Source organism: Streptomyces sp. SID12501 (assembly GCF_010550245.1).
In the GTDB taxonomy this organism is placed as follows: domain Bacteria; phylum Actinomycetota; class Actinomycetes; order Streptomycetales; family Streptomycetaceae; genus Streptomyces.
Genome location: NZ_JAAGLU010000944.1, coordinates 1 through 402, shown reverse-complemented (window position 1 = coordinate 402; position 402 = coordinate 1). Strand labels below are relative to the sequence as shown.

Sequence of the window (402 nt, the reverse complement as noted above, 5' to 3'; positions counted from 1 at the left end):
CGGCGCTGTGGCGCGAGTCGCCCGTGCCGCTGCTGGGCGACGGGCAGCGCGCCGCGACGATGGCCGCGCTGCTGCACCGCGACGCCCACGGCGACGCGTACGCGACGGCCGCCGTCCGGGCGTCGGGCCTCGACCCCGTCGACTGGCTCGCCGCCTACCTGCGGGTCTACCTGCGTCCGCTCGTGCACTGCGTCCGCGCGCACGCGCTGGCGTTCATGCCGCACGGCGAGAACGTCATCCTCGTGCTCGAGGGGCACGTGCCCGTGGGGGCGTTCCTCAAGGACATCGGGGAGGAGGTCGCGGTCATGGACGAGCGCCCGCTGCCGCCCGACGTGGAGCGAGCGCGCGCTCTCGTGGACCCGTCCGAGCGGGCCGACGCGATCCTCGGCGACGTACTCGACG

1 protein-coding gene is annotated in these 402 nt (G+C 75.6%); it reads left to right on the top strand.

Going from position 1 to position 402, the window contains the following annotated elements; all coding sequences use genetic code 11:
- The coding region (locus G3I71_RS49255; RefSeq protein ID WP_275409471.1) for an IucA/IucC family C-terminal-domain containing protein at nucleotides 1-402 on the top strand (402 nt) is incomplete at both ends.